Consider the following 26,313-nt stretch of genomic DNA (forward strand, 5'->3'; position numbering starts at 1 on the left):
AACAAATTATCCAGTTTAGATTAGACTTTACAATTTTAAGGTGTGTTTTTGTAAAACTATAGAAATTCAACCTACCGGTAATGGGAATTATTGGTGATAACTAGTACAATGTCTGATAAAATAGGATTATAGTCACATATAATTTTTACATATGGAGAAAAAATGAGGGATAACAATGCTAGTTTATGAAGCTATAAAATCCGAATTTTTGGAAGATGTTTTTCATGACGAATTAACGAATAATATTATTAACAATTTCCAGTCTAAAATAGGTACGGTGAATAAGAGCGAGGTTCGATCATGGGATAATTCCATGCAGTATATGTATCGTGTCTTAATGGATGCTGACATACCAGATACTGCCGGGATTGCGATTGAATATAAGGTTCCTTATTCCTCTAAGAGGGTAGATTTTTTGATTACTGGAAAAAGAGATCAAGAAGAATCAGTTGTTGTAGTAGAGCTGAAACAATGGGATAAGGTAGAAAAGGTTCAGGGAAAAGAAGCAATTGTTAAGACTAGGTTTAATCATGGTCTTGCTGAAACAACCCATCCTTCTTATCAGGCGTGGTCTTATGGATCGTTAATTAAAGATTATAATGCCACAGTACAACAGGAAGAAATTGATATTTATCCCTGTGCCTACTTACATAACTATATAGTAAATGGAGATTCTGACCCATTAACAGATGATATTTATAAATATTACATAGATCAGTCTCCGGTTTTTGCAAAGGGAGATGCAAAGAAACTTCGAGATTTTATAAAAAGGCATATTAAATATGGAGATAATAAAGAAACTCTCTATAAAATTGAAAAAGGAAAGATACGTCCATCAAAATCATTACAAGATGCTTTAAATTCGATGCTGCAAGGAAATGATGAATTTGTAATGATTGATGAGCAAAAAGTTGTTTTCGAAGAAGCCTTAAGGTTAGCAAATGAAGCTAAACGAACAAATACAAAGCAGGTGTTTATTGTAGAGGGCGGTCCGGGAACTGGAAAATCTGTTTTAGCAATAAATCTATTAGTAGAATTAACTAAAAAAAGTATGGTAGCCCAATATGTAACGAAAAATTCTGCCCCACGTAATATTTATGCTACGAAACTTAAAAAGGATTTTAAGAAAACCCAGATAGATAACTTGTTTAAAGGATCAGGGAGCTATGTTGATGCACCAAGTAATGAATTTGATGTATTAATAGTAGATGAAGCACATCGGTTAAATGAAAAGTCCGGAATGTTCCAGAACTTAGGTGAAAACCAAGTCAAGGAACTTATTAATGCAGCCAATATGACGATTTTCTTTATTGATGAACACCAGAGAGTGACTCTCAAAGATATTGGCAGTGTTGATTTAATTAAAAAATACTCGGCTGAAAACAATGGAGAAGTACACCAGTTAGAATTGGAGTCTCAATTTAGATGCAATGGCTCTGATGGTTATTTAGCATGGATTGATGATGTCTTACAAATTAAACATACTGCGAATACCAACTTTATAGGAAAAGACTATGATTTCCGTGTGTTTGACGACCCCAGCGATCTTTTGGAATGTATTCGTCAGTTAAATAAAGATAAAAATAAAGCAAGAATGTTAGCAGGATATTGTTGGGAGTGGCCAAAAGAAACAAGAACCAAATCAGATACTCCTGATATAGTTATTCCCGAAAAAGATTTTGGAATCAGCTGGAATCTGGACAATACATTAACGTGGGCTATAGATGATGAATCGGTAAATGAAGCAGGTTGTATCCATACATCGCAAGGTTTGGAGTTCGATTACGCTGGTATTATTATTGGTGATGATTTATTTTACAAAGATGGTAAGGTACATACAGACTATACGAAACGAGCAAAATCTGATAGATCACTATTTGGTATTAAAAAGATGATAAAAGAAAAACCCTACGAAGCGGAAAAAATAGCTGATAATATTATTCGCAACACATATCGTACTCTATTAACACGTGGCCAAAAAGGCTGTTTTGTTTATTGTACAGATCAGAAATTAGCGAACTATTTGCGACGAAGATTGGAAAGCGTGGTTGAATACGATGCAAATGAATTTTTTGGTGAAAAAACACGAGTGGCAGAGGATAGAGGAGAATATACCGAGTAAAGACTATTTTACGAATCAATAATTTAATCGCATTTTTGTTAGAGGATTACTGGAAAGAGTTCTAAATAAAATACTTCTATTATTTAGTTGGTATAATTGATAGTAGAAATATGATTAGTAGGAGAGAATTCAATTGGAAATGAAAAATATATATGTAGTCGGAGCAGTGATAGTCAAAGATGATAAAATTCTCTGTGCGCAAAGAGGTGAATCAAAGTCATTATCATATAAATGGGAATTTCCTGGAGGGAAAATTGAAATATATGAGACGGCAGAACAGGCATTGAAGCGAGAAATTAATGAAGAAATGAAATGCGATATCAAGGTTGGAGATCAGGTGGATTATACTGTATATGAGTATGACTTTGGAATTGTACACTTAACCACATACTACTGTACCTTGCTTAAAGGGACACCTGTACTAACTGAACACCAATCTATAAAATGGCTGTCTAGAAAGGATCTTTCAACACTTGATTGGGCACCTGCAGATATTCCAACAGTAGAAAAACTAATCAAGATGTAAAAGATTGGTTATCAGAGGGGAGAGTTGTATGAAAGATTTTCTTCGTGATTTAGAGAGTTCCTTATATAAAGGTTTTATTAACAGAGAATATGGAAAGTCAGATATTTATAAACCTAGATTATTATTTAATAATGTAAGAAAGAACGAAGATGTTTTAACAACCTTAGTGCAAGAGCTTAATAATTGCCATTCTTTCATATTTTCAGTGGCATTTATAACAGAAAGTGGGCTTGCTACATTAAAATCACATTTACTTGATCTAAAAAGGAAAGGGATAGAAGGTAAAATATTGACTTCTACCTTCCTTAATTTTAATCAACCAAAAGTCTTTAAAGAGCTGATGAAAATAACTAACGTTGAAGTTCGATTAACTGATTTAAAGGGGTTCCATTCCAAAGGATATATTTTTGAGCACAATATACATTATTCACTGATTGTAGGGAGTTCTAATTTAACTGCAAATGCTTTGAAAGAAAACTATGAATGGAATGTGCAGTTAAATTCATATAAAAATGGAGAATTAATAAAACATTTCAAAAAACAATATGAGGAAATTTGGCAAAATTCTATTTCTTTAACAAATGAATGGATTAAATCTTATGAAGAAGTTTATAAACCGATTGACTACCGATCTGCAACAAAAGTAATGGAATTATCTCAGGAATATAATACCAGCTCTTTAAAGACTACAATAACAATTAGTCCGAATAAAATGCAAAAAGTAGCATTAGAGCAAATAGAATCTGTACGAGAAAATGGGAATAATAGAGGATTAGTTATTTCTGCAACAGGAACAGGGAAAACCTATTTATCAGCTTTTGATGTTCAACGTGTGGCACCTAAGAAAATGCTATTTGTTGTACATCGTGAACAAATTCTATATAAAGCTAAATCTGATTTCCAGGCTGTTTTAGGTGGATTAGATAGAGACTTTGGAATCTTATCTGGTTCAAGTAAACAAACTAGTGCTAAATATTTATTTACTACAATACAGACTATTTCAAAACAGAGCACCTTGGAGCAATTTGATCCAAAAGCATTTGATTATATTTTAATTGATGAAGTACATAAGGCAGGAGCATCCTCCTATTTAAGAGTAATAAATTATTTTAAACCAAAATTCATGTTGGGAATGACTGCAACTCCAGAGAGAACAGATGATTTTAATATATATGAGCTCTTTGATTACAATATTGCTTATGAGATTCGGTTACAAGAAGCTTTAGAAGAAGATATGCTTTGTCCATTTCATTATTTTGGTGTAACTGATTTAGAATATAATGGTCAATTAATTGATGATACTACAATCGTCTCTAGATTAGTAATGGATAAACGAGTAGAGCATATTATAGAAAAAATTCATTACTATGGGTATTCTGGAGAACGTGTAAAAGGACTTATGTTTTGCAGTAGAAAAGAAGAAGCCATTAATTTATCTCATGCTTTTAATCAAAGAGGATATCGAACAGTTGCGTTAACAGGTGATCATTCGCAAGAAAAAAGAATGCAAGAAGTGGTCCGATTAGAAAAAGGTTCCTTAGATTATATTATTACGGTAGATATTTTTAATGAGGGAATTGATATTCCAAGTGTAAATCAGGTAGTTATGCTCCGTCAAACGCAATCAAGTATCATTTTTATCCAACAGTTAGGGCGTGGTTTGAGAAAACATCAGTCAAAGGATTTCGTCACAATCATTGATTTTATTGGTAATTATAAGAATAATTATATGATACCTATAGCTCTTTCAGGGGATAAATCTCAGAATAAAGATAATATTAGAAGGTGGGCAACAGGGACGAGCTATATTAAAGGGGTATCGACTATTAATTTTGAAGAGATAGCTAGGAAGCAAATTTTTAAATCAATAAATGCAAGTAATTTAACTACTTTAAAGATACTTAGAAATGCTTTTATAGAATTAAAGAACCGCCTAGGTTGTACACCTTATTTACAAGACTATATAGAAAATCATTCCATTGATCCTACTGTAATAACTGGTAAGTTTAATAACTATTATATGTTCCTTATAAAAATGAAAGAGGATATTCCCGTTATCGACACGTATGAACAAAGTGTATTAACTATGCTTTCAAAGGAAGTCCTTGATGGTAAGCGTAAACACGAACTTCTACTGATAGATCAATTGCTAGAAAAAGGATTATTGAAGCATAGACAGTATATCCAGGTGTTACAAAATCAGCATTGTATTGTTGATGAGAAAACAATGAAATCTGTTCATCGAGTTATTGATTTGTCCTTTTTTACACGAACAGATCAAAAGAAGTATGGAAATAAACCAATAATTGAAGTGACCTATGATGGAACTTATAAATTTAACTCAATTATAATAGAAAGCTTACAAACCAACTCGTTTTTTAAAAAGTTAGTAAGAGATGTAGTAAATAGTGGCCTTAAACGAAGTAAGAAATACAAATTGGATAGTTCCCTTACACGATATGAGAAGTATACGAGAAAAGATGCATGTAAATTATTAAACTGGGACAATGATGAAAGTTCTACGTTGTACGGTTATAAGCCAAAGCATCAAACTTGTCCAATATTTGTCACTTATCATAAAAATGACGGAGTAGAAGCTAGTATAAATTATAGGGATGAGTTCATAAATCCTGAAGTATTTAAATGGTATACAAGAAGCAAGCGCACCTTGAATTCGGAAGAGGTAAAAAAGATAGTCCATGCTAAAGAAATGAATATGGAACTTCATTTGTTTATAAAAAGAGATGACGATGAAGGAAGTGGCTTTTACTATTTAGGTCAAACACTTCCAGATGAAAACACAATTATACAAGATAAGATGTTAAATGATATTGAGAAGGAAATTCCGGTTGTTCATATGAACCTGGTTTTAGAAAAGCCTATAGATCATAAATTATACCAATATATTATATCTGATAATGTATAGCTCAAAGTAATACGGTTTATTAGTTTTTTAGTTCTTAACCAAATATGTAAGGGGTTTAGTGTTTTTGATGGTTAACTAGTAATTAGAATAGTAAAGGTAAATTCTTTAATTAATAACTCAACTTTCGCAGCTAGAAAAATGCGTATAATATAACTAGCTGTAAAGCGTGTTACGGTTCAAGTATGTACATTGACAAATGAAATAGGCATAAAAAAACACCTCAACATTTGGTATAGTGTAATTGTCTAGAAAAACACTATCAACAGAAGAGGTGTCTCCTTTATGATAGCGAATAATGACCAAAATAATCAACTACCAAATGAACTTTTTTCAACCTTTAAAGAATTAGAACTGTTTAAACATCTTAGAAAAGCTGGTATTACGAAGCCTCTGGGCTTTACTTGTGTCTATCTTTTCCAATTAATTTTTTGTTTGATCTTCGAAAATAAGAACTGGTATCAAGTACTTCAAAGCAAGAAAGCGAAAGATTGTCGAGAAAAAAATACCGTCTATCGTTTTTTAAACAAGTCTACTTTTGCCTGGATAAGATGCTTACTATATCTAAGCACAGATACGATTGAAAAAGTAACACACCTAACGAATCACGATCGACCAAAATTATTGATTGTAGACGATTTCTTCATATGACCGTAATCGCAGTAAATCAGTTGAATTATTAGCTCGCTGTTTTGACCATGCCTCCCCAAAAATGCGCTTTTATAAAGGGTTTCGTATGCTTATTTTTGGGTGCCACTTTCATGCCAGTAGACTTTTCTTTATTAAGCTCGAAGAAGAGCCAAATTAATGGAATTTCATCAAAGGTTGATAAGCGTAGTTCCGGTTATAAACGAAGAGTAGAAGCATTACAAACCGCACCTGAGCAAATACCACGTATGGTGGAACGCGCGATGAATGCCGGTATTGATGCTTCCCATGTGTTGATGGACTCTTGGTTCACGTACCAGCCTCTCGTTAAGGAAATAAAGGACCAAGGACTTGATGTCATTGGCATGGTGAAGAACTTGAAACAGCGTTACCTTGTGAATGGTCAACGAGTGAGCTTAAAGGAACTTTATCATTTAGCGAAACCGACAGATGGAAAGAAAAGCATTCTTCGCTCGATTCATACAACTTAAGCGAATGGCGTTCCTATTAAAGTTGTGTTTGTTCGCAATCGTAATAAAAAGAGTGAATGGTTAGCTATTTTAAGCACATATTGTACACTCAGTGATCAAGAGATCATTCGTATTTATGGGATGCGATGGGACATTGAAGTTTTTTCAAAACATCAAAATCTCTTTTGAAACTCCAAAAAGAATTCCAAGGTCGTTCGTATGAAGGCTTAATTAGTCATACAACCATCGTATTCGCACGATATATTATTCTCTCGTGGCAAAACCGATGTAGCACAGACGCGCGAATACTTGGCGGCATGTTTTATGCATTATGTGATGAAGTTAATGATCTCGTTTGGGCTGTGGCAATACAACAATTAACCGAGCTTCATGAAGCTGCTTTGAAAAAGAGCAACAAGAAAGTACAAAAACCAATAAAGAGTCAACTACAACACTGGATTGCAGGCCTACCCAATTATATCAGGGCTTATCTGCCTATTTCAGTCTGCGAAAGTTGAGTTATTATGATAAAGAAAATCAATGAAAATGTAGAATAAATGATATAAGGTCGACAAAATAGATTACCCTTATTACATCAAAACATTATCATTTGTTTGAAAGACATTTAGTTGAAATCTAATTTTGTCTATGAAAAATTCTGCATTTTTATTTTGCAATACACAAAAGTAGCTTATAGACCAAATTTTCTGTAAATGGATGATGATGGGGGGAGAATATGAATAGAAGGAAAGATATTTTAAATGCTTGGATTACGATAGAGCAACTATCCGAAGGTTCTATTAATAAAAAGGACAAATTGCTAAAGCCTTTACATACAAAGGAGGAAGACTGGAAAAAGTTTTTTTCAGACTTTTTAACTAAACAAAAGGAAAAACAAAATTTATCCGATAAGTTCTTTAAGAAGTCGGGCTTAGTATTATATTTTGATATTTTTAATTTTCAAGAAGTTGTTGATATATTGAGGAAGAAATACAAGATTGCTAAAACCGACGAAGAAGTTAGTAACTCTGACAAATTCACCTTGTCTATATATTTTGATAACCAATTAAATTTTATAGCAGACAAATTGTTCTTTACGATGAGTGGTTATATCCGACAATATGGTAAGTTACCTGAAGAGTTTTTTAAAGTTGAAAACTCATTTAGAGAAGATTTGAACAGGAAATTTGATGAGGATTTTAATATTACAATTGCTGAACTTTTACAAAAGTATCATGTTTCCACAGAAAACTTTCGCTATGCATTTGTGAAAAATTTGGATAATGGAGATGTAAACCTACATTCGTTCTTTATTGAAGATCTGAACAAAGCAAAGACAATAACTAATAAAAACTTGAATCGATATTTTAATGGCTTTTCTGGGGAAAGGCAAAATCTAGATGGTAAAAAAGAATCAACTCATTTTAGCTCACATATTTTCGAGACAATTTTACAACCTAAATTTTATCCGTTGGGACGTTTTCCAAGTAATCCTGATTTTGCGCTTTCATTCATGCAACAGGTTGCGGTAAATCTAGCTTTAAATGATAAAAATGATATTCGTAGTGTCAATGGGCCGCCAGGAACAGGGAAAACAACGCTGTTGAAAGATATTTTTGCTGATTTAGTAGTACAGCAGGCAGCGGAAATTGCACAGCTTTCTAATAAAAGTATTCCAGGTGGTCTAGTTTATTGGCAAAGTGCTAAACTTGGCGTTTTACCACGTTCCATTTCAGATAAGAATATTATTGTTGCAAGTTCAAACAATGGGGCAGTCCAGAACATTGTTAAGGAGTTACCAAAGAAAGAAGAAATTGCTGACGATTTTCAAAAACAACTAGCGGAAGCGAATTATTTCAAAGATGTTTCTAATTCTAAATTAACTGGTGAAGGTTTCGGGAAAAATCGTGAGATTAAAAATGAGCTTTTAAATGAGGAAAATTGGGGTACGTTCTCGTTAGAAGGTGGAGCGTCAACAAACATTAACAGGTTACTTTTAAACATCGAAGCAATTGAAAAAGATTTAGAAGAAAATTATCAAGCGAATACAGGTGTGTTTCAAGAATTCTTACGTCTCTATGATGAATTAAAAATTGAAAGAGAAAAAATTCAAGAATATAGCGAGAAAATGTATTTTCTTAAAAAATTAAAAACCCAGCATAAGGAGCAATCCATTACTTTTGAACAAGAAGAAAAGAAGAAACGAACAAATTTGATTTCACAGGAAAAAGAAGCGAATCGTGAACTTGAAAGACTGAGACAAGTAAGTGTATATCTGCAAAAAGATTTATTGAATGTCTCCAGTGAAATTAAAAATTTAACTAATGTACAAGCTCAAACTGAAAGGAATTATGATGTAGTTACTTCACAAAAGCCAAGTTTTTTATGGTTCCAGAAAATATTTAATAAATCAAAAGTTGAGCAGTATTTCAAAAAACTTAATAATACGAATGATCATTTAAATCATCTTTCTCAACAAAAAACTAAATTGTTGAATGACCGCATGCAACTCGAAAATAGGTTAAAGGAAAATGTTACAAAAAGTAAGTATGCTCAAAAACAAATTCAGGATACAAAAGCTGACTTCGATCGATGGATGAATACTCAACAAAATGATTTAAAAAAATTGGAACAAGAAATTGCGTTATTGGAAAAACTCAAATTTCAAAGAGGCATAAAGGAACTGGATTTTTCACTATCATATGATGAACTTCAGAAGTCTAACCCATGGTTTACGAAGCAGTTCCGTATTTTACAATCAGAGTTATTTATTTCAGCCTTAAAAGTTAAAAAGCAATTCCTGTATGAAAACAGAAAGAATTTGAAAGCGGCAAGGATTATTTGGAATAAGCAGTCTGAATACATTGGAAAAGAGAATGGACATCAGTTAATTTCAGAATCATGGCAATGGTTGAATTTCACCATCCCTGTTGTCAGCACTACTTTTGCTAGTTTTGGTAGAATGTTTAAAAATCTTAATGAAAATTCAATTGGTAATCTATTCATAGATGAGGCTGGTCAAGCACTACCACAAGCTGGTGTTGGCGCAATTTTTAGAAGTAAAAAGGTAATGGTTGTTGGGGATCCATCACAAATAAAACCAGTAGTGACGTTAGATTCAAATGTTCTGACCTTGATTGGAAGATATTACAAAGTTGATGAAAAATTTGTCTCTACTGATGCGTCTACTCAAACAATTGTGGATGCCACAAGTCAGTATGGTTTCCAAAAAAATGATGTTGAATGGATTGGTATACCACTTTGGGTACACAGACGCTCGAACTATCCAATGTTTACGATTTCAAATGAAACATCGTATGATGGGTTGATGGTACAAGGTAAATCAGAAGATGAGTCACAAGGAAAATCACAATGGTATGATTCAGCCGGAAAAGCAAATGACAAATTTGTTAAAGAGCAAGCTGACTTACTGAAAAGTCTGATTGATAAACGTTTGCAGGAAGATCCAAATTTAGCGGACGAAATCTATGTTATATCCCCATTTAGAAACGTGGCTTATAAACTGGCACGAGTTTTAGATGAAATTAACTTCACGAAACGAGAAAATGAGAAAATAACAAATATTGGAACTGTCCATACTTTTCAAGGGAAAGAAGCAAGAATTGTCTATTTTGTTCTTGGAGCGGACTCTAATAGCAGTGGGGCAGCAAGATGGGCTGTTTCTGATCCGAATATGATGAATGTTGCAGCTACACGAGCTAAAGAAGAGTTTTATGTTATTGGTGATAAGAAATTGTATGCATCACTTGGTAGTGAAGTAGCAAATAAAACGATTTCGATTATTGACGACTATAATAGGTAATCAAATGAATATAATATATTGAATTTGCAAATAAACACTGAAGTTGAATTAGATTTTATCTTAAACATATGGAGTTAGATAAGGTAGTTGTTTTCGGAATTAAATTCTGCATACCTAGCATCTTCTTACAGTGAATTTAATAGAGAAATTACAAGGTTACTTGAAAATGATAAAATTTTCAGTCGAAAATATAAAGAAATCTTACAGGATGAAAAACTAAAGATTCCAAGTATGCTAGAACAAGTTGATGATATTAACGATGAAGAGTAACTGTGACGTTACAGTTACTTTTTTCGTATGAAAAAATAATTGGAATGGTTCTAATTCTCAACACTTGTAAAATAAAAAAACTCATTTGATACATCATGGACAACCATATCACAAGTGATGATAAATAAGAAAGTACATCTAAATAATTAATGATCCATGATCGACATGCAATTTTGAAATATAATCAAGGAAAATCGGAAGTTATGGGCAAAAGGGTATGATGTTAGTACAGTAGGACTTTATCAAAAAAAGTCGCAAAATACATTCGAGAACAAGAGTTCAAAAAAACGATTTCGAGACAATCTAAACAAGCGAGCATATGTAGATCCATTAAAAAAGAGAGGAGAATAAACGGTTGATGGTCAATTCAAAGGTCCCTTTAGGAGTTCGTTGGTAAAGTGCCCTCATAGGACGAAATTAAAACCGCCCGTAAAAACAGGCGGCTAGTTACTTCAGTTCCCATAGTTGAGTTTTATACCATCCATGAGAAAGTATTGTATCTAGTATCTAAACTTATTGAAGCTCACTTAATTCTACCGTGCGATTTTCCTTCCAGGAAATTTTAGCAGCCTTTGCTAATAACTCAGCCTGTAATCCATCCTCGAATTTAGCTACAACGGGTTTATCTTCTAAAATAGATTGTGCAAAATCATGAATCTCAGCGATGTATCCTTCATTATAACGCTCAAGAAAGAAATACATTGGCTTATCTTCTGTAACAGAAGCATTTGTGCTTACTTTAACATTTGTCGGCTTCTGATTTTCAACTTGGACCATTCCGTTGTTGCCGAATACTTCGATCCGTTGATCATATCCATATACTGCTTGGCGACTGTTATCAATAATTCCCAGCGAATCATCTGCAAAGGTAAGTGTAATAATTGCCGTATCAACATCATCATTACGTGAAAAACAATCATTCACCAGAGAAGAAGCCTTTACTGAAATATTTTTAACATCCTGTCCAGATAAGTAGCGGATCATATCGAAATCGTGAATTGCCATATCGATAAATAACCCCCCGGAGCGTTTTATATATTCTTCTGGTGGAGCTTCTGGGTCACGAGAAGTGATTTTAATAACATGTGGTGTACCAATGTCACCATTGCGAACAACATCATGTGCTTTTTTGAAATGTGTATCGAAGCGACGGTTAAATCCTACTTGGAATTTTACGCCTGTTTGTTTAATCACTTGTAAGGTCTCTTTTGTTTTCTCGATATCAAAGCTGATGGGCTTTTCACAGAAAATATGTTTATGGTTTCTTGCGGCTTTTGTAATAAAATCAATATGTGTATCAGTGCTTGAGCAGATAAACACAGCATCAATTTCCGGATCATTCAGAATATCATCCACATTCTCTGTGATAATAGGAACTGCTTTTAAATAGTCTATATCGCTTAAGTGATTAGTGTCTACATCTGAGATTGCTTTTAGCTGATAATGCTCGGATAGAAGAATGTTTTTGGCATGCAGCTTTCCGATACGTCCGGCACCAATGATGCCTACAACTACTTTTGACATAAATTAATTCCCCCAAGTCGGTAACTGTCTATATGTAGAGGCAGTCATGTTATTTATGAAACGTTTATTTCTATTGTAATGCTTTGTTGGAAGTACCAAATAAATGTATTTTCTCTGCTACTACCCTTTCAATGGCACTCATCCCTGTTTGCATGATTTCCGGGATATTATGTGAATCTGGATGTAGTTCCAAATATTTACGTACTGCTTTTGTCCAAGCTTGATTGCATTCGGTATTTACATTGATTTTTGCATGACCATATTCAATTGCTTTAACAATTTGATGTGAAGGTATTCCAGATCCTCCATGCAGGGCTAATGGAATTTCATTTAAATTTGTGGAAATCTCCTGCATTAAATCAAACGCCAATTTAGGCTCGCCTTGATATATGCCATGAACAGATCCAAGCGCTGCTGCAAGCAAGTCTACTCCAGTTTCTTCTACAAGCTGATAGCATTCCTTGGGATCTGCATATTTAATACCAGAAGTTATTCCGTCCTCTGTACCTCCTACAGAACCGATTTCTGCTTCAACAGATACATTCTGCTTTTTGGCGTAATCGACAACTTCTTTCGTGTTAGCAATGTTTTCTTCCAAGGGCAACTTTGAACCGTCGTACATTACCGAACTGTATCCTGCGTCAACTGCTTCTATACAGCGTTCTACAGATAGTCCGTGGTCGAGATGTAGAACAACAGGTACAGTGATTCCCATTTCTTCAACCATTTTTTTAGTTGTGGAAGCAATCAATTTAAATCCGCCAAGATAATCAACAATTCGATCCGTAGAAGCTAGAATAACGGGAGACTTTTCTCTTTCTGCTACACGTAGGGTTGCTTCTGCCCATTGGAAATTATTTATGTTAAACTGGCCAATAGCATAGTGCTTTTTCTTTGCTTCAGGCATCAGTTCTTTTAATGATACAAGCGACATACTTTAACCTCAATTCTTGATAGACTATATCCAGATGTCCACTTCAGCATATGGATTTGACGTGAACATCCTCTTAACGATAGTTGTTACTTAGTTTAAAATGTTTTCATCAATGTACTTCCGAGCCATTATCGCATATTCAAGTGGATGGGCAATTTCCGGGTCTTGCTCAGCTTCAACAACAATCCAGCCACAGTAGTTATGTTCTTGTAGCTTATCAAAAACTTTTTTAAAGTCGATACCGCCATCACCTGGAATGGTAAACATTCCAGCAAGAAAAGCGGATTGGAACGATGTACCGTTTTCTTTGCTAGTTTGCATGACATTATCACGAATATCTTTAAAATGTACATGTTTAATTCGGTCAATATGTTTCTCTAATAATGGCATATATTCTTTATCAGAGGCATAAATATGACCAGTATCATAAAGTAAGTGAACCAAGGCAGGATTTGTGTTTTCCATTAAGCGGTCCACTTCTTTTAATGTTTGGACAACGGTTCCAAGGTGATGGTGATAGACAAGCTTTAAACCATAGCTATTTGCTATTTTACCAAGGACATGAAGGCCGTTCGTAAGCTGCTTCCATTCTTCATCTGAAAATGTTGGCTTATTAGCAAAAACATTTTGTGCTAACCCTTGAATACTGTAGGTTTGCTCGGAAACGACAGCAACGGCTGCATTAACTTTTTTTAAATAGGTACAATGCTTATGAAAAGCTTCAGATGCTTTCTCGATACCATCTCGAACAATAAAGCTGGAAAACCATTGACCAGCAATTTTTAAGTTACGAAGTTCAATTTCTTTTTTTAATGTTTCTGCATCAGGAAAGAAGCCTCCAACCTCGGTACCTTCAAACCCTGCTACAACAATATCGCTTAAAAGGTGAGATAGTGTGTTAGCTTTACCAATTTCGGGTATATCATCATTACGCCATCCGATTGGGGCAATCCCCCATTCAATATCCTGTTTCCCCATAGATCATCACGTCCAACTTCGATTAATATTGTCTTGCATTATCGCGAACTTGCTGTGTTTTTGCGTAAGCTCTTTGTACGCTTTCTCTTTCTGAAACTTCAGCTACACCTACATTCCACCAACTGCCATCGTAACCATCTGTCATTGTTTTTGGCAGCACTTTTATTTCAATTAATGTAGATACACTTTGCCTTTTTGCGTCTTCCATAGCTGTAGTTAAATCTTCCAAATTATTTACAGAATAGGTTTTCAAACCATATCCCTCGCCAATTTTACTGTAATCAATATTCATGATTTCGTTATGCAAATTACGGAATTCTGTTCCTGTACTTCCATTTCCGTGATCCATTTGCAAATTATTGATACAGCCAAATCCAGAATTATTGAATAGCAAAAGGTTGATTTTTTTATCATATTGAAGTGCTGTCACAATTTCAGAATGAAGCATTAAGAAGCTTCCATCTCCAACAACAGCATATGATTCCTTGTCAGGGTTCGCTAATTTAGCTCCTAAAGCTCCGGCAATTTCGTAACCCATACAAGAATAGCCATACTCTAAATGGAACGTATTCGTCACATTAGCATTCCATAGACGCTGCATATCACCTGGAAGGGAGCCTGCTGAAGATACAACAATTGCGTCGTCATCGACTATATCGTTGATTTTAATCAATGCGGCTGTTTGTGTTAGTTCCGTTTTTAGAGCATCTGCATACGCATTTAAAATCTCTTGACTGAAATGCTCCGAAATTTCTGGTGTGAAATTATCTCGATGGAATTCGATTCCAGCTAAGCGATTGCGTTCCTTCTCCCACTCAAGTCTTAATGCATTCATTTCTTCAGCGTAGCTTGATTGATAGTCACCAATATGTTTGTTAATTAATTGCAGTGTTGCTTTGGCATCAGCTACAACTTGAAAACCATCAAATTTATATGCTTGTCCTCGATTTACATTGATATTTAAAAATGTTGTATTATCAAAGTCAAACAATGTTTTTGATGAAGTCGTGAAATCTGAATACCTCGTACCGATTCCGATAATTAAATCAGCATTCATTACCGCTTTATTCGCAGCAGAAGTACCTAAAATACCATTTCCACCAAGATTATTATTGTGAGTAAACGCAACGGTTGATTTTCCAGCGTGTGTTTCTACAATTGGAATATTCGCTTTTTCGGAAAGCTCAACTAATTCATCTCTCGCTTGTGAATACTTAGCACCGCCACCAACTAATAGAACTGGACGTTTACTTTGAGTAATGGAGGATATTGCTCCATCTAATTCCCGTTGCGTCGGCAATTTGCGATCTACATAGTGAACCCGTTTATTAAAAAAGCTAGTCGGATAATCATAAGCCATTGCTTCAATATCTTGAGGCAAACAAATGGTTACAGGTCCGGTTGTTGCTGGATTAGTTAATACTTCAAACGCTCGTAACAACGCGCTCATTAGTTGTTCTGGTCGATCAATACGGTCCCAATATTTTGAAACGGCTTTGAATGCTTCGTTGGTGGTTATATCTGTACTATGCTCATGCTCTAATTGCTGTAGAACAGGGTCTGGCTGTCTTGTTGCAAACGTATCTGCCGGTAAGAATAATACCGGGATATTATTTGCGAAAGCAGTTCCTGCCGCAGTTAACATATTCGCTGAACCTGGACCTGCGGATGCAGAAACACCAAAAATCTTTTGGCGAAGATGCTGTTTGGAAAAAGCAACTGCTGCATGAGCCATCCCTTGTTCATTCTTTCCTTGATAGCTTTTTAGATGACCTGGATTATTTTCAAGAGCTTCTCCTAAACCTAAAACATTTCCATGTCCATATATGTGGAAAATACCTTCAACAAAAGGTGTTTCAATACCATCTATAGAAATAAATTGTTGGTTTAAAAATTTTACTAGCGCTTGTGCAGTTGTTAGACGGATTCTTTTACTCATTTGTTCAACCTTCCTTTCTCTTGAAGTTTAAGAACGCTCGCGAATAAGCTGTTCAATTTCTTCTACAGTCGGCATTGCTTCGGAAGAGCTATGCTTGCTGACTACGATAGAAGCAGAAGCACTGCCAAATTTCAAAGCAGTTTCATAGTCTTTTCCTTTGATAAGCGCATAAAGGAATGCAGATGCATAGGAATCTCCGGCACCAAATGTTTTTAATACCTTTGTTTTGTATGCTTGACCGCGGTGAACTGTTCCATCTGGCTCGTATGCATAAGAACCATCAACACCATGCTTGATAACAACAAGCTCAGTATGATGCTGGAATAAGTGATGAACCGTTTTTTCGTTATCACCTGTAGAATTAAGCTTTTCCATTACATCGTATTCGTCACGTGTACCGATAACGACATCGGATTGCTCAGCAACAAGAGAATAGTAAACAGCTGTTTCTTCAGTTGATTTCCATGTATATGGTCGGTAGTCTAATTCAAATATGACTTTTACATCATTCTTTTTAGCGTATTGAATGGCTTGCAATACCGCTTCACGAGAAGGGCTTTGTGCAAGTGCAGTGCCAGAAACAAGAAGCATTTTTGCTTTTTTAATATAATCTTCATTTACTTCTGTAGAATCTAAATAAAGGTCTGCTACTTTATCACGATACATTAAGATGCTACATTCTTCTGGACTTAGAATTTCTGTAAACGTAAGTCCGGATTTATGTCCATCGGTATCAAAAACGATATTGGAAGTATCAATTCCTTTATCCTGCATATATTGCTTGATAAAGTTGCCATGCTGATCCTGTGAAATTTTTCCGATAAATCCAGCTTTCAGTCCTAATTTTGAGCTGCCGATAGCTATATTAGCAGGTGAACCGCCAACGTATTTTGTAAACGTCATTGTTTCTTCCATTGGACGGTTGTATTCGTTTGCATTTAAGTCAATAGCTGCACGGCCAATCGCGATAATATCGAATTCTCTATCCTGGTTAAATGTGAGTGACATGATTTTCGCTCCTTAAATTGTGAATTTTCATAGAGGAACCGTCCGCGTCCTATTTTATAAAAATAGAAAGAGGGAGGGACGATTCAAAATCTATTAATCCAGAAAACCTAAACTATGGCATGATTTCATTTTCATTCTGGTATAGCCATGTCCAGCTCCAAGCGCTTTCCGCTTTTGGTTTTTAATCTCTATCAATAATCCATTCGTGGTCTTTTTCGTTATGAAATTTCCAAATACGTTCTGGCCCCGCCATGACATTTAAATAGTAGGAAGCATAGCCATCTGGAACGCCGACTGGATGATAGCCTTTCGGAACAAGGACAACATTTGCGTTTTCTACAGCCATTGTTTCATCTAAAGAACGATCCTCTGTGTACACACGTTGGAAAACAAATCCTTGTGGAGGGTCCATCTCATGATAATAGCTTTCTTCCAAGAAGGACTCTTCCGGGAGATTATCCTGATCATGCTTATGCGGAGGATAGCTTGACCAGTTAGCTGTTTCTGTAAATACTTCTACAACAAGCAAGCTGTTTGCAGAAGGGTCAGAGTCTGGCAAAATGTTGTGTACCTGACGTTTGTTATGATACTTGCCTCGATGCTCTACCCCATTATCCTCAGCTTTAATCAGCTTTGTCGGCAGCTCTTTATCGGATGGGGCAAAGCATAGTGCTACACGAGCTTTTGTAACGGCTGTAATCGTAGCTGTTTTATTGTGGGAAATATAAACACTGTCCGTTGGTTTTCGTTCAAATACACTGTCACGCGTACCGATTTCCGAGAAGCTTTGATATCCATCTGTGACAGTGATTTTTCCTGTCAGTGCCACAACGCAAAGTTCTAAATTAGTCAGCTTTTCATCATAGCTAGTATGAGGTTCTAAATCAACAACTTTAAAACCGACATAATGAAGATCGGAATTTTTCTCTGTCACTTCATGAACAAGCGTCACGCCGTCTGCTAGTTTATTATTTTCAGGTTTTCTTAGTAAATGACTCATAACGGACTCCTTTCAATATGGGCTGAGGCCGGGGTAGTGGGATAACAAGCCCTAACCTCATGTTAATACTGGAAAGCTGGTATTCTCTTTTTATGAAAAATCAGGTTCAAGATAACGAGCTGTTACTACCTTCTTACGCGTATAGAAATCTACACTGTCTTTGCCATTAGCATGCAATGTACCATAGAAGGAAGACTTCCATCCAGAGAATGGGAAGAATGCCATTGGAGCCGGCACACCTAAGTTGATTCCTAACATCCCTGCATCGATATTTTCACGGAAGTAGCGTACGGATAACGCGCTTGTAGTGAATAGGCAAGCACCGTTAGCGAATTCAGATTGGTTAGCGAATTCAACAGCTTCTTTCAAGTTTTTCACACGTACAATAGATAGTACGGGAGCAAAAATTTCATCTTTCCAGATGGACATATCTTGAGTTACCCCGTCAAAAATAGTTGGTCCAACAAAGTAACCGTCTTCTAATTGTTCATCGCGGCCGTCACGAATTAATGTAGCTCCTTCTTCAATACCTTTTTCGATGTAGCCAAGTGTACGTTGTTTTACTTCATCGCGAATAACTGGTCCTAAGAAGATGCCTTCATCCAGGCCATTACCCATTTTAATGTTGTCAGCAGCTTCTTTTAATTTAGCGATAAATTCATCTGCAACAGAATCTTCTACTGTTACAACGGCGCAAGCCATGCAACGCTCTCCAGCTGAACCGAATGCTGCGCTAATTACTTCTTTAGTTGCTAAGTCTAAGTCAGCATCTGCTAGTACAGTAGAGTGGTTTTTCGCACCAGTTAATGCCTGAACGCGTTTTAAGTTTTCACTTCCGCGTTTGTATACATATTCTCCAACAGGCTTAGAACCTACGAAGGATACTGCTTTCACAGCAGGGTGATCTAAAATATCATTAACCACATCATGTGCACCATTAACAATGCTGAATACACCCTTCGGAAGACCAGCTTCATCTAATAATTCTGCAAGTCTAGCTGCAAGAATAGGTGTCTTTTCAGATGGTTTTAAGATGAAGGAGTTACCTAAAGCGATTGCCATTGGGAACATCCAGCATGGAACCATCATTGGGAAGTTAAATGGAGCAATCCCGCCGACAACCCCTACAGGATAACGATAGTTTGTAGCTTCTACATCTGTTGCGATTGTTGCAAGTGAATCACCCATCATTAGGGTTGGCGCACCAGCAGCAAATTCTACGTTTTCAATACCACGTCCAACTTCACCTAATGCTTCACTAACGCTCTTTCCGTTTTCTTGTGTAATTAATTTAGCTAATTCTTCTTTATGTTCCTCTAATAGGTTTTGATATTTAAATAAGATACGAGCGCGTTTTGCTACAGATACCTTTTTCCATTTATCTTGAGCTGCCTGAGCGGATTGTACGGCATCTTCGAAATCTACAGAAGTAGAGATTGGTACCTGAGCTAATACCTCTTTTGTAGCTGGATTATAAACATTTTCATAGTTATCAGTTTTACTTTCGACCCACTCACCGTTAATAAAGTTTCTAAGTTTTTTAGACATTTGATATCCTCCTCTTTATTCTTACAACTTCTAATACTAGCAATCTGAAAGATAGATAGCGCCTTCATAAATCTCTAGATATCACCTGTTAAGAATTGGGCTTTTCCAAAGCCAAAGCTCCATTCTCCAGCTCCGTTTGTAACAAACGTTATCATTACATCCTTCGAATCAATCTGGCACTCAGACTTTAATTTGTCAGTCAAAATCCGATAAAAGTCTTGCTTCATTTTATCGGTTCTTTGCGTGCTGATTACAGTAAACAAAAGTACATTACTACTTCTACTAAATCCTAATCCAGTATCTTCTAGTATCATTTCATATGGTTCATGTTGAGTAACGATTTGATAGCGATCTCCCTCAGGAACTTGAAACGTTTTCAATAAAACATGATGCGTTACATCCATAATCTGTTTGATTTCTTCAGGCTTTTTACCCTTTATTAAATCAATTTTTACTAAAGGCATTTCTTTACTCCTTTATTCGGATTTGCAGTCACTAGCTCAACTTTATTATTCGTACAATATTCGACATACTTGTTATTTGGTAATCGATCAGTAATGAGATAATCCAATTGATTTAAGTCGCAATAAGTAGTGAGGGCGACTTTATCAAATTTTTGGTGATCAACTAATAAAAACTTCTGATCAATTTGTTTAGCAATATAGGATTTTAACTCTGTTTCCTCAGGAATTGAACTTGTAATACCATTTTTAATAGAAATGGCAGTTGCAGCTAAAAAAGCTTTGTTGATATTGTATTTTTTAATAATTTCCTGTGCCTGAAGGGTTGTGAAAGATTGAGATCTTCGATCGAGCAATCCTCCGAGACTATAAACGGTAAGATTCTCAAAAGGAATCGTTCTCAGAATAATGTCAATATTATTAGTGACAATTGTAATCGTTTTTTCTTGAATATGTTCTATCATTTCCAATACCGTTGTACCTGTGTCTATAAAAATAATGTCACCTTCTTGAACATATGTAGCAGCTTGTTGTGCAATTCGTTGCTTTCCTGCTAGATTTGTTTCTTTCCGGTAGGTGAAGGAAGTTAAAGGTTTTGTTACTTCATTATTTTGTGATTTTTCTTGTACAGGATTTTTTACAGCTGCACCACCGTGGACTTTTATGATTTTTCCAGATTTTATTAATTCTTGTACATCATTACGAATTGTATTTTTAGAAACAGCGAACTTATCAACGAGTTCATCGTAGGAAGCTTGTTGCTTATGGGTAATATATTCTTCCAATTTAGCGATGCGCTTAGATTTGATGTTGATCACCTCTTTTCTTGTCTAAGATTATAGCACATAAAATACAAAAAGTTAACAATAATATTACCAAAACTTTATATAAAGTTAGATAAATTATGTGTATAAGTTTTAAGTTTGGTTGTCTATGGGTATAGTAGTTTTCGTGCATTTGATTCATTAAATATGACTTGGAACTCTCGGATTATATAATGTAGAATAAGACTATCTTTATAAATGTAAACGGATTTGTAATAAGAAGAAATAAGTTTAAAGTAGGATTGCTGACTTAGTAGGTAGTAATAGAAGTAAATGGTGAAGACTATGATTAAAAGCTTATTGGAAAGGAAGTAAATACCAGGGGGATTGAATTACGATGTTTTATTCATTGGTGAAAATGATTTGATTTGTGCATAAATTATTAAAAAGTTAATATATAGTTAACATGAATATGATTGCACGAACTTATCTTAGCATTGTGGAAGATGAAAAAATAAAGAAGGGAGCACTTAGTATGTTAAAAGCACAACGAGTAAATGCCATACTCGAATTTGTGAAAGAGAAAGAGTCCGTATCACTTGATGAGTTAGTGGAACGATTTGATGTATCAAAAAATACAATTAGGCGAGATATACAAGAACTTGTTGATGGAGAAAAACTAGTGAAGGTGTACGGTGGAGTTTCAATAGCAAAACCTTTAACAGTTCCTTATCAAGATCGTAAAATAAAGCAATTTAATGAAAAACAACAACTTGCTAAATTAGCAGCAGAATTTGTTGAAGAGGGAGATATTATTTTTATTGATTCTGGTACAACTACTGTAGAGATGCTAGAATTTATGAAACATAAAAATATTACCATTGTAACCAATAATTTAGATTTCACATTGGATGCCAGTGCATATCCGAATTTACATATTTATTCAACTGGTGGTGTTTTCGAACGATCTACAAGGTCATATGTTGGAACAGAAAGTGCAGAAGTAATTCAAAAGTATAATTTTAATAAAGCTTTTATGGCTTCCACCGGTATCTCTTTAGATAAGGGGATAACAAACTCTTCGCCTTTAGAGACACAAGTAAAAGCAAAAGTGATTCAGAAAAGTGAGCAAGTATTTATACTCGTTGACCATACAAAATTTGATAAATATGCATTAACTACCTATTGTGATTTTAGTGAAATTGATTATTTAATAACAAATCAAGAACCACCGATAGAGTACATTAAACACAGTGAGCATAATCAATATAGCGTTTTATACCCCAGTCATATTAGTGTATAGTGAAAAGTTGACTTAGCTTTAGGCAACAAATTAGTAAGCTCTTACAGTAAAATATCACGTTTTGTATGCTTAAGATTTGTGTGGATAAAAATAATAAATTACAGGAGTGGTGATAATTTTGGATAAAGTAATTGTAGTCTGTGAAGCTGGGATAACTACGAGTTTATTAGTAAAAAAATTAGAGGATCTTGCTAAGGAAAAGGGGGAGGATTATGATATTCAATCCAAAAGTATGGAAGAAGGGTTAGACTATCTGAAACAGAATAAAGTTGATGTTGTATTATTGGGTCCACAAGTTCATCATGTAGCTGATAAATACATCGAATCGACAGATGCTAAAGTGGTTAAAATCTCTGTAAGTGACTATAATACAATGAATGTCTACAGCATTTATGAGCAAATGAGTGAGTTATAAGGATGTTAATTGATGTGCAAGTATTCATGCCTTTAATTATGGAAGCTTCACAAGCAAAGACATTCGCTTATAATGCATTGGAGTTTGCAAAGGGAAGAGATATCACAGGATATGAAGAGGCGATTTCTTATGCAAAAAAGCATTTGATAAATGCACATAATAAACAAACGGAGTTACTTCAGTTAAATTCTAGAGAGCAGCAAGCTGATATCAATGTTTTTTTAATACATGCGATGGATCATGTGACAAATGCTCAAATAATTTGTGATATGGCACAAGAATTAGCAGAGCTTCACTTGAAAATGGCAGAAAAAGTATAAAGCTTATGATGTAGAAGAGGCTGAGATAAAAGAATGAAGAAACAGTAAAAACGAACGATAATTATTCAAAATTAATTATCGTTCGTTTTTTGATTATAATCATTCAATTAGCACCTGAAATAGGCGAGACTCCTGCGGGAACAGCACGATCCACTTGGTAAAGTTTTTTTCTTTACCAAGTTAGCTGAGGCCGTGCCCCGCGGAAAGCGAGTATATTTTCACGGTGCGGCGTGATAACATGATTATTCGTGTTTTGAGTAAAGAAGTTGTGTTTTATCTCAGGTTCTTTTATGGAAGGTAATTTGTATAGTATGAAAGTAATTCTACTATAATTCAATTATATCACAAAAAATAACAAATAATTGACCAATATTTAACTAATACTTGACTAATTATTACATGTTGTACTAATATATAACAAAGATATAACTAATAATAACATTTAACTAAAATTATTATAGGAGGAAATAAAATGGAAACGCTTAAAATAGGTGTAGCTGGATTGGGAAGGTTGGGTTTAATTCATGCAGAAAATATATATAACATGAAAGGAATAGAATTAACAGCAATCTCTAATCTAGATGAGAAAATAAACAAAAAAGTGAAAGAGAAATATAAGGTTCCTTATACTTACACAAGCTATGAGGATATGCTGGAAAATCCAGAATTAGACGCAGTTTGTATTGTAACCCCGTCTGGATTCCATACAGAACATATAAGATTAGCATTAGCAAAAAATTTACATATATTTTGTGAGAAGCCAATTGGTTTAGATGTAGAAGATATTAAAAATACGATTAAAGTTATTGAGAAACATGATCGTATTTTTCATTTAGGGTTTATGAGAAGGTATGACGAAGACTATTTATACGCTAAAGAATTGATAGATAATGGAGGAATTGGAGATATCTCACTAATTCGTTCATATAGTATTGACCCAATTCAAGAATTAGATAGTTTTGTAAACTTTGCAAAAAAGAGTCCTAGTGGTGGGTTATTTCTAGATATGAGTGTTCATGATATTGATGTAATTAGATGGTTAACTAATTCGGAAATTTCAACCGTTTGGGCTACCGGTAATAATAAAGCTGCTCCTGAATTGAGTGAAGTGAATGAGTTAGATATGGGAACGGTGACTATGAAATTAGAGAATAATGTAACCGCTTTACTTGTGGCGGGTCGTACCGCTTCACATGGGTACCATGTAGAGACAGAAATCATTGGGACTAAGGGAATGATTCGAGTTGCCGCAGCACCTGAAAAGAATAAAGTGACAGTATTTAACGAGCATGGTACAGTTCGCCCGTCCTCACAACATTTTCCTGAGCGATTTGCACGAGCATATGAGAATGAAATAAAAGATTTTGTACGTTGTATTCGTGAAAATAAGTCACCGGAAGTAACAAGTCTTGATGGATTACGAGGAACAGAAGTGGCTTTAGCCTGTCAAAAATCGTTCAATGAAAATAAATTAGTAGACGTTAAATATTAAGAAATATCTGAATAAATCATTTGTTAGGGGGGAAAGAGTTGAATCTATTTAGTATTTTTAGTTTTGTGTTAGTATTGGCGTTCATTTACTTATATGCTTATTATCGCAGTAGAAGCATAGATAAAAAAGATTCAGAGGGGTATTTTCTAGGTGGCCGTTCTCTCGTCGGAACAACTGTTGGTATGACTATTATTATGACAAATCTTTCTACTGAACAATTAGTAGGTCAAAATGGTCAAAGTTATGTAGCTGGTATGGAAGTTATGGCATGGGAGGTAACAGCTTCTGTAGCCATTGTTATGCTAGCTTGGGTTTTCTTGCCGAAATATTTTAAATATGGTGTAAATACGATTTCAGATTTTATTGAGATTCGCTATGATACGTTTACAAAAAGAATAGTTTCCATCCTCTTTATAGTTACTTATGTAGTAAGTTTTATGCCAGTTGTATTATATTCCGGTGCATTAATTTTTAATGATTTGTTTGGGATTGAAGAGCATCTTGGTGTTAGTAACATAACTGCAGTTGTCATTATTTCTACAGTTATTGGCTTGGTAGGTGTTACGTATCTGTTTGTAGGGGGACTTTCACTTATAGCACATAGTGATACGCTGTATGGAATTGGTCTCCTTCTTGGCGGATTGACAATTGCGGTTTTAGCAGTTATTGCTTTAGGGGAAAATAGCTTTTTCCGTGGTTTAGATATATTTTTAAATAGTTCCCCTGAAAAACTAAATGCATGGGGAGCTCTAGATTCATCTATCGTACCATGGCCAACTTTATTTTTAGGAATGCTATTTAATAATTTGTATTTCTGGTGTACAAACCAAATGATTGTGCAAAAAGCACTTGCAGCTAAAAACTTAAAGGAAGCACAAAAAGGGGCAATGTTCGTTGGTTTCTTTAAAATTACAGGCATGTTATTCTTAGTTATTCCTGGTATTTTAGCTTACAATATGTTTGGTGAAGGAATGCAAATGGACCTTGCTTATCCTGCATTAGTAGCAGAAGTGTTACCTAATTGGGCTGCCGGATTTTTTGGGGCAGTAATATTTGGAGCAATTATTAGCTCTTTTGTAGGGGCGCTAAATGCTACTGTTACTTTATTCAGTTTAGACTTCTATAAGCCGGTTATTAATAAGCAGGCAACAAACCATCAAATAGCAAAAGCAGGAAGAATTCTAACGGTTGTAATTGGGATAATAGTTGTTTTGATAGCACCTTTTATTTCACTTTTCCCACAGGGATTATATGCAGTAATCCAAGAGTTCAATGGATTATACAGTATGCCACTTTTAGCTATCATTCTAGTTGGTTTCTTTTCTAGAAAAACATCTGCTACTGGGGCGAAAGTTGCATTACTATTTCACATTATTGTTTATGCGCTTTCAAAGGTAGTGATTCCTGATGTACATTATTTATATGTCTGGAGCGTTTTGTTCCTATTAGACTTAGGTATCCTATATTTCTATAGCCAGTTGAAGCCGGATCAAGAGGACTTTCAATTTGATAAATATAAAAACAAAGTTGATATTACTCCTTGGAAACATTCTAAGTGGGTAGGTATTTTAATACTGGTTATTGTAGTAGCATCTTATATTGTTTTTTCTCCACTTGTATTAGCGAAATAAATATCTAGAAAGCAAACATTTTTTATGGATATAATGTTTGCTTTCTATTTTTGTCAAAGCTTCGCGTTTTTCTAGCTATTCTACCTAGTTTCTTTCTGTTCTAATGGAGCTTATTTTATCTTCCTTGAACAGCTCGCTCTATACAATGGTTTAAGAGAAAGCTATTTTAGAAGAAAGCATTCGTGTTTGTTTGGATCAAGGAAGGTTTTAATAG

The 26,313-nt window shown here is 34.8% G+C and carries 18 protein-coding genes and 1 pseudogene; 10 read left to right on the forward strand and 9 right to left on the reverse strand.

Features of this window, described 5'->3' with window-relative positions; translation table 11 throughout:
• The first annotated feature begins 175 nt into the window (after positions 1–175).
• The 5 genes and pseudogenes from JUJ52_RS10510 to JUJ52_RS10530 all read left to right on the forward strand — a co-directional run bounded on the left by JUJ52_RS10510 (position 176) and on the right by JUJ52_RS10530 (position 10,512).
• Positions 176–2,122, forward strand: coding sequence for a DUF2075 domain-containing protein (locus JUJ52_RS10510; protein ID WP_228088927.1), 1,947 nt, complete (start codon positions 176–178; stop codon positions 2,120–2,122).
• A 139-nt stretch (positions 2,123–2,261) separates the two neighbouring features.
• Positions 2,262–2,648: a (deoxy)nucleoside triphosphate pyrophosphohydrolase gene (locus JUJ52_RS10515; protein WP_228088946.1), complete on the forward strand. Its 387-nt coding sequence runs from the start codon at positions 2,262–2,264 to the stop codon at positions 2,646–2,648.
• Positions 2,649–2,676: 28 nt separating this feature from the next.
• Positions 2,677–5,574, forward strand: coding sequence for a DEAD/DEAH box helicase (locus JUJ52_RS10520; protein ID WP_228088928.1), 2,898 nt, complete (start codon positions 2,677–2,679; stop codon positions 5,572–5,574).
• A gap of 282 nt (positions 5,575–5,856) precedes the next feature.
• A pseudogene (locus JUJ52_RS10525) lies at positions 5,857–7,207 on the forward strand (IS4 family transposase).
• A gap of 218 nt (positions 7,208–7,425) precedes the next feature.
• The gene (locus JUJ52_RS10530; protein ID WP_228088929.1) at positions 7,426–10,512 is read left to right on the forward strand and encodes an AAA domain-containing protein; all 3,087 of its coding nucleotides are present in this window, start codon (positions 7,426–7,428) and stop codon (positions 10,510–10,512) included.
• A 783-nt stretch (positions 10,513–11,295) separates the two neighbouring features.
• On the opposite strand, the gene iolG is transcribed toward JUJ52_RS10530, so the two are convergent.
• The 9 genes from iolG to JUJ52_RS10575 all read right to left on the reverse strand — a co-directional run bounded on the left by iolG (position 11,296) and on the right by JUJ52_RS10575 (position 20,992).
• The gene (iolG, locus tag JUJ52_RS10535) at positions 11,296–12,306 is read right to left on the reverse strand and encodes an inositol 2-dehydrogenase (protein WP_228088930.1); all 1,011 of its coding nucleotides are present in this window, start codon (positions 12,304–12,306) and stop codon (positions 11,296–11,298) included.
• 70 nt (positions 12,307–12,376) lie between these two features.
• Entirely contained in the window at positions 12,377–13,240 is an 864-nt protein-coding gene (gene fba / locus JUJ52_RS10540) for a class II fructose-1,6-bisphosphate aldolase (protein ID WP_228088931.1), read from the reverse strand.
• A gap of 90 nt (positions 13,241–13,330) precedes the next feature.
• Positions 13,331–14,218 carry a myo-inosose-2 dehydratase gene (iolE, locus tag JUJ52_RS10545; protein ID WP_228088932.1) on the reverse strand — a complete coding sequence of 296 codons (888 nt, stop codon included), beginning with the start codon at positions 14,216–14,218 and terminating at the stop codon, positions 13,331–13,333.
• Positions 14,219–14,240: 22 nt separating this feature from the next.
• Positions 14,241–16,157 (reverse strand): 3D-(3,5/4)-trihydroxycyclohexane-1,2-dione acylhydrolase (decyclizing), encoded by a 1,917-nt coding sequence (gene iolD / locus JUJ52_RS10550; RefSeq protein ID WP_228088933.1) that lies wholly within the window; start codon positions 16,155–16,157, stop codon positions 14,241–14,243.
• 27 nt (positions 16,158–16,184) lie between these two features.
• Positions 16,185–17,165, reverse strand: a complete 981-nt coding sequence (iolC, locus tag JUJ52_RS10555) for a 5-dehydro-2-deoxygluconokinase (RefSeq protein WP_228088934.1) — start codon at positions 17,163–17,165, stop codon at positions 16,185–16,187.
• A gap of 181 nt (positions 17,166–17,346) precedes the next feature.
• Positions 17,347–18,165 (reverse strand): 5-deoxy-glucuronate isomerase, encoded by an 819-nt coding sequence (gene iolB / locus JUJ52_RS10560; protein WP_026682281.1) that lies wholly within the window; start codon positions 18,163–18,165, stop codon positions 17,347–17,349.
• A 90-nt stretch (positions 18,166–18,255) separates the two neighbouring features.
• Complete coding sequence (locus JUJ52_RS10565) at positions 18,256–19,713, reverse strand: CoA-acylating methylmalonate-semialdehyde dehydrogenase (protein ID WP_228088935.1); 1,458 nt, start codon at positions 19,711–19,713, stop codon at positions 18,256–18,258.
• 74 nt (positions 19,714–19,787) lie between these two features.
• The gene (locus JUJ52_RS10570) at positions 19,788–20,177 is read right to left on the reverse strand and encodes a tautomerase family protein (RefSeq protein WP_228088936.1); all 390 of its coding nucleotides are present in this window, start codon (positions 20,175–20,177) and stop codon (positions 19,788–19,790) included.
• Complete coding sequence (locus JUJ52_RS10575; RefSeq protein ID WP_228088937.1) at positions 20,168–20,992, reverse strand: DeoR/GlpR family DNA-binding transcription regulator; 825 nt, start codon at positions 20,990–20,992, stop codon at positions 20,168–20,170. The genes JUJ52_RS10570 and JUJ52_RS10575 overlap by 10 nt, the downstream gene beginning before the upstream one ends.
• Positions 20,993–21,473: 481 nt before the next feature.
• On the opposite strand from JUJ52_RS10575, the gene JUJ52_RS10580 reads away from it, so the two are divergent.
• The 5 genes from JUJ52_RS10580 to JUJ52_RS10600 all read left to right on the forward strand — a co-directional run bounded on the left by JUJ52_RS10580 (position 21,474) and on the right by JUJ52_RS10600 (position 26,099).
• On the forward strand, positions 21,474–22,241 hold the full coding sequence (locus tag JUJ52_RS10580; protein ID WP_166530273.1) for a DeoR/GlpR family DNA-binding transcription regulator: 768 nt from the start codon (positions 21,474–21,476) through the stop codon (positions 22,239–22,241).
• 118 nt (positions 22,242–22,359) lie between these two features.
• Positions 22,360–22,656, forward strand: coding sequence for a PTS sugar transporter subunit IIB (locus JUJ52_RS10585; RefSeq protein ID WP_051388394.1), 297 nt, complete (start codon positions 22,360–22,362; stop codon positions 22,654–22,656).
• Between the two features lie 14 nt (positions 22,657–22,670).
• A complete protein-coding gene (locus JUJ52_RS10590; protein ID WP_228088938.1) occupies positions 22,671–22,976 on the forward strand; it encodes a PTS sugar transporter subunit IIA in 306 nt (101 codons plus the stop codon).
• A gap of 472 nt (positions 22,977–23,448) precedes the next feature.
• Positions 23,449–24,468, forward strand: coding sequence for a Gfo/Idh/MocA family oxidoreductase (locus tag JUJ52_RS10595; protein WP_026682386.1), 1,020 nt, complete (start codon positions 23,449–23,451; stop codon positions 24,466–24,468).
• Between the two features lie 38 nt (positions 24,469–24,506).
• Positions 24,507–26,099: a solute:sodium symporter family transporter gene (locus JUJ52_RS10600; protein WP_026682385.1), complete on the forward strand. Its 1,593-nt coding sequence runs from the start codon at positions 24,507–24,509 to the stop codon at positions 26,097–26,099.
• Positions 26,100–26,313 lie beyond the last annotated feature (214 nt).

This window comes from Virgibacillus sp. AGTR (assembly GCF_016919725.2).
Classification (GTDB): Bacteria; Bacillota; Bacilli; order Bacillales; family Amphibacillaceae; genus Virgibacillus; species Virgibacillus salarius.